Source organism: Nocardiopsis listeri (assembly GCF_020741345.1).
In the GTDB taxonomy this organism is placed as follows: domain Bacteria; phylum Actinomycetota; class Actinomycetes; order Streptosporangiales; family Streptosporangiaceae; genus Nocardiopsis; species Nocardiopsis listeri_A.
Genome location: NZ_DYZD01000261.1, coordinates 1 through 5748, shown reverse-complemented (window position 1 = coordinate 5748; position 5748 = coordinate 1). Strand labels below are relative to the sequence as shown.

At 70.5% G+C, this 5748-nt stretch carries 2 protein-coding genes; both read left to right on the top strand.

Annotated elements, in window-relative coordinates; all coding sequences use genetic code 11:
* On the top strand, positions 1-1195 hold a 1195-nt coding region (locus K8V84_RS13730), incomplete at its 5' end, for a beta-ketoacyl reductase (protein WP_304074722.1).
* On the top strand, positions 1192-5748 hold a 4557-nt coding region (locus K8V84_RS13725; RefSeq protein ID WP_304074721.1), incomplete at its 3' end, for a type I polyketide synthase. The genes K8V84_RS13730 and K8V84_RS13725, both read left to right, overlap by 4 nt.

Genomic DNA, 5748 nt, shown 5'->3' with positions numbered 1-5748 from the left:
GGGCGCCCAGGTGGCTCGCTGGCTGGCCGAACTGGGTGTTCCCCGTCTGGTGCTGACTTCCAGACGAGGATCCGGCGCACCCGGGGCGCCCGAACTCGAACGGGAGTTGCGGGCGCTGGGCGCCGAGGTGGAGATCACCGCGTGCGACGCGGGTGACGCGACCGCGCTGGCCCACATCAAGGAGCGGTCGGCCAAGGAGGGCTTCCCCGTCCGCACGGTGTTCCACATGGCCGGCGCGGGCGTGCTTCGCGGCCTGGCCGACACCGATGTCGAAGAGTTCGCGGCGACCACCCACGCCAAGATCGCCGGCGCCGACGCCCTGGACCAGGTCTTCAGCGAACCCGGAGAGCTCGACGACTTCGTCCTCTTCTCTTCGGTGTCCGCGGCCTGGGGGAGCGGAGAGCACGGCGCGTACGCCTGTGCCAACGCCTACCTGGACGGCTTCGCCGAACACCGCCGGGGCAGGGGGCTGGCGGCGCGTTCGGTGGTCTGGGGGATCTGGTCACCTGACGAGGGCGGGGGTATGGCCGCCGATCTCGTCGAGGAACAACTGCGCAGCAGGGGCATCCCCTTCATGGACCCGAAGGCCGCGCTCGAAGGCTTTCACCGGGTCCTTGAGGGCGGGCCCGTCGTGGAGGTCCTCGCCGACGTGGACTGGAGCCGCTTCGCGCCCGTGTTCACCATGGCCCGCCCCAGCCCTTTGATCACGACGGTGCCCGAAGCGCGCGCGGCACTCCTGACAGAGGAGCCGAAGGAGGCCGAGGCGTCCCTCGGATCACTCGCCGACCGCCTCGTCACCTTGAGCCCGGCTCAACGGGAGAGGGAACTCTCGGACCTGGTGCGCACCCAGATCGCCGCCGTCCTCCAGTACACCGGCCCGGACGACGTCGACCCCGAACGCGCTTTGCGAGAGCTCGGGTTCGACTCTTTGACAGCGGTCGACCTGCGGAACCGACTCGGAGGAGCCACCGGGCTGCGGCTCCCCGTGACGATCGTCTTCGATCATCCCGACGCCGACTCCCTCACCGCCCACCTGGACGGGCTGCTGGTCCCCGACCCACGAGGAGACGTGGAAGCCCCTCCGGGTCGGGCGCCCGAGGTCGGACTCGACGACCCCGACGAGGTGAACGACATGGACATCGACTCTCTGGTCCGGTTGGCGATGCAGAACGAGACCGATGAAGGTGTGAAATGACCGAGAACAACGAGCAGTTGGTTTCCGCGCTGCGCGCATCCGTCCGGGAGAACGAGAGGCTGAAGCAGGCCGAACGCGAACCGATCGCGATCGTCTCCACCAGTTGTCGCTGCCCTGGCGGGGTCACCTCCCCCGAGGAACTCTGGAACCTCGTCTCCCGTGAGGAGGACGCGGTCGGGCCCCTGCCCACGGACCGTGGTTGGGACCTCGAACGCCTCTACCACCCGGACCCGGAACACGAGGGCACCTCCTACGTGAACTCCGGTGGCTTCCTGAAGGACGCGGGAGGCTTCGACCCGGACTTCTTCGGTATCGCCCCCCGCGAGGCCGAGGCCATGGACCCGCAACAGCGTCTGCTGTTGGAGACCTCCTGGGAGGTCTTCGAACGGGCCGGGATCCTTCCGCGTTCCCTCAAGGGCACCCCCACGGGCGTCTTCCTGGGCGCCGCCTGGCAGGGGTACGGCGAAGGCTGGCGCGAACTGGAGGGAAGCGTCCAGGGGCACCTCGTGACGGGGATGTCCACCAGCGTCATCTCGGGACGCATCGCCTACACCCTGGGCCTGGAAGGCCCCGCCATCACCCTCGACACCGGGTGCTCGTCCTCCTTCGTCGCCCTGCACCTGGCCATTCAGTCCCTGCGCCGCAAGGAGACCTCGCTCGCCGTGGTCGGCGGTGTGGCGGTGATGTCCGCTCCGATCTCCCTCATCGGCTTCAGCCGGCACAAGGCCCTCGCCAAGGACGGTCGCTGCAAGGCGTTCTCCGCCGACGCCGACGGAATGGGCCTGGGGGAAGGCGCGGGAACCATCCTCCTGGAGAGGCTGTCGGACGCCCGCCGCAACGGCCATCCCGTCCTGGCGGTGGTGTCCGGCAGCGCCATCAACCAGGACGGTGCCAGCAACGGCATGGCCGCCCCCAACGGTCTGGCCCAGCAGAGGGTGATCCGTCAGGCGCTCGCCGGCGCACGTCTGGACCCCGGTGACGTGGACGTGGTGGAGGCCCACGGGACCGGGACGGGCCTGGGCGACCCGATCGAGGCCGAGGCGCTCATCGCCACGTACGGCAGGGATCGCGACAGCGCCCGCCCGCTGCACATCGGATCGCTGAAGTCCAACATCGGTCACCCCCAGGCCGCCGCGGGCGTGCTCAGCGTGATCAAGATGGTCGAGGCCCTGCGGCACGGTGTCCTTCCGCGGTCGCTCCACCTCGATGAACTCACGTCCAAGGTCGATTGGTCCGAAGGCTCGATCACCCCGCTGGTCCGCTCGCTGCCGTGGCCGGAGACCGAGCGGGAGCGCACCGTCGGGATCTCGTCCTTCGGTGTGAGCGGCACCAACGCCCACGTCATCCTCCGTGAGGCCCCGAAGGCCGAGGAGGTGCGAGAGCCGGTCGGCCCGGAGACCGTCGCGTCCTCCGCCCTCCCCTGGGTCCTGTCCGGCAGGACGGAGAACGCACTGCGGGACCAGGCCGTTCGTCTTCGCGACCGGTTGAGGGACGAACCCGACCAGGATCCGCTCGACGTCGCCTACACGCTCGCCACGGCCCGGACCGCTTTCGAACACCGTGCCGCGGTGGTCGCCAAGGGGAAGGACGACCTGCTCAAGGGGCTGGAGGCCATCGCGCAAGGCGACCCCTCCGACCTGGTGCGCCGAGGTAGGGCGGGGCAGCGGCGCAAGCGCCGTGTCGTCTTCATGTTCCCGGGCCAGGGTTCGCAGTGGTCGGGAATGGCGCGTCGCATGCTCGACGAATCCCCGGTGTTCGCCGGCCGGATCGCCGAGTGCGAGCGTGCCTTCTCCGACCACGTCGACTGGTCGCTCGAGGAGCTGCTGCGAACCGAGGACGAGGGCTGGATGGAACGGGTGGACCAGGTCCAGCCGGTCCTCTTCGCCGTCATGGTCTCCCTCGCCGCGGTGTGGCGTTCGCTGGGCGTGGAACCGGACGCCGTGGTCGGTCACAGCCAGGGGGAGATCGCCGCCGCCTGTGTGAGCGGGGCGCTGTCCCTCGAAGACGCGGCCCGAGTGGTCATCCTGCGCAGTCGATCCCTGACGCGTATCGCGGGAAGCGGGGGCATGCTGTCCGTCGGTCTCCCCGCTGAGACGGTGAGCACCGAACTGGACCGTTACCCGGGGCTCGCCGTCGCCGCCGCCAACGGTGCCTCCTCCGCCGTCGTGTCCGGTCCCGACGAGGAACTGAACCGACTCGAACAGGAACTGGGAGCGGAAGGGGTTCGGACGCGACGCGTCCCCGTGGACTACGCCTCGCACTCGGCCGCCGTCGAACTCCTGCGCGAGGAACTCGCCACGGCCCTCGCCCCGGTGCGGCACCGCGACTCTTCGGTCCCCTTCTACTCGACCGTCCTCGGGGCTCCACTGGAGCTGTCCGCGGAGGACACCGACTACTGGTACCGCAACCTTCGCCGGACGGTGGAGCTGGAGAGCACGACCCGGAGGTTGGCGCGTGACGGCCACGACGTGTTCGTGGAGATGAGCCCGCACCCCGTTTTGACCCCGGCCGTGACCGAGACCCTCGATGACGAGGGGCGCCTGGACGCGAGCGTCGTCTCGGACAGCCTGCGTCGTGAACAGGGCGGGCTCGACCGGCTCATGAACTCGCTCTGCGGTCTGCACACCCAGGGCGTGCGGGTGGACTGGGAGGCCCTGCTCTCCGGAGGGCGCGTCGTCGACCTGCCCACCTACTCCTTCCAACGGCGCCACTACTGGCTCGAGGCGCCGGTCCGCGGCCTCGGCATCGGGTCGGAGACATCGTCCTGGCGATACGGGGTCGCCTGGAAGCGCACCGAGCTCACCGCTTCGCCCGAGCTCGCGGGACGGTGGCTGATCGCCGTGCCCGCAGGGTCGGGGGACTCGCCCCTGGTCACGGATGTGCTGGGCGCCCTCGACGGTCACGGAGCACGATGCGAGCTCCTCGAACTCGTTCCGGGCCAGGACCGCGCCGCCATCGCGGAGCGCCTGCGCTCCGTCGAGGCTCCCGTAGGACTGCTGTCCCTGTGCGCGCTGGGGGGAGACGCCGTCTCCTCCTCCGGACGCAGCCTGGGACTCACGCTCAACAACGCGTTGGTGCAGGCGTGCAACGACATCGGTGGTGACGTGCCGTTGTGGGCCGCGACCTCCGGCGCCGTCGCGGCGCACCCGGGGGAGACCGTCTCCGAACCCGAACAGGCCACCACCTGGGGGCTGGGTCGGATCGCGGCGACGGAACACCCGCAGTTCTGGCGAGGACTGATCGACCTGCCGGAAGGGCTCGACGACTCGGCCGCGGAGAACCTGGTCGCCCTCCTCGCCTCCGGTTCCCAAGAGCCGCAGGCTGCCGTGCGCGGAGCCGGGGTGTACGTTCGACGACTGGTCCGGGCACCCGACGTCGCCCGCTCCTGGCGACCCGAAGGCGTCGTCCTCGTCACCGGTGGTACCGGGGCGCTGGGCGGCAGGGTCGCAGAATGGCTCGCCGACAACGGCGCGGAGCACCTCGTGCTGCTCAGCCGCAGTGGTCCGGCCGCCCCCGGGGCCGACCGCCTTCGGGAGGAACTCACCGCCAAGGGAGCCCGCGTCTCCATCGTCGCGGTGGACGTCTCCGACCGCGACGCCCTTTCCGCCGCCCTGGACGGGTTGCCCGACCTGAACGCGATCGTCCACACGGCGGGGGCCCTCGACGACGGTCTGATCGACGGTCTCACCCCGGAGCGGTACGACACCGTGCTCAGGCCCAAGATCGCCGCCGCCCGTAACCTGCACGAACTCACCAGGGAACACGACCTCTCGGCGTTCATCCTCTTCTCCTCGCTCGCGGGCACGCTCGGCGGCCCCGGACAGGGCTCCTACGCGGCGGCCAACGCCTACCTCGACGGTCTCGCGCGCCACCGACGCGACCAAGGGCTCGCGGCGACGTCCATCGCCTGGGGGGCGTGGGACAGCGGAGGCCTCGTCGATGAGGAGACCTCCGAGCGGCTGCGCCGCGGCGGTATACCCGCCATGCCCGCGGAGAAGGCGGTCGACGCGATGGCCAAGGCGGTCGGAAGCGGTGACGTGTGCGTCGCCGTGGCCGACATCGAGTGGCGTCTCCTGCTGGACTCGTCGCCGTGGACCAAGGACCTTCCCGTCTTGAGCGAGCTTCCCGAGGTCCGGGAACGGGACCGGGCGGTGGCGGACGAGCGGGCGGACGAAGAAGACGACCGCTGGCTCGGCCTTCGAGGAGAGGAACGTGAGCGGGAGCTGCGGCGCCTGGTCACGGCGGAGGTCGCCGCGGCCCTGGGGCACGACCCCGCAGACCTTGAGACCGATCGGGCCTTTCGCGACCTGGGATTCGACTCCCTGACCGCGGTCGACCTGCGTAACAGGATGGCGTCCGCCACCGGTGTCGGTCTGCCGGTCACCCTCGTCTTCGACTACCCCACCGTCGACGACCTGGTCCGTCACCTCTCCGAGGAGCTGCCCGGCGGGGCCGAGGAGGACGTGCCGGAGCCACAGGGGCAGGCCCCCGTCACGGCGGAGGACCCGATCGCGATCGTGGCGGTCGGCTGCCGGATGCCGGGAGGGGTGAAC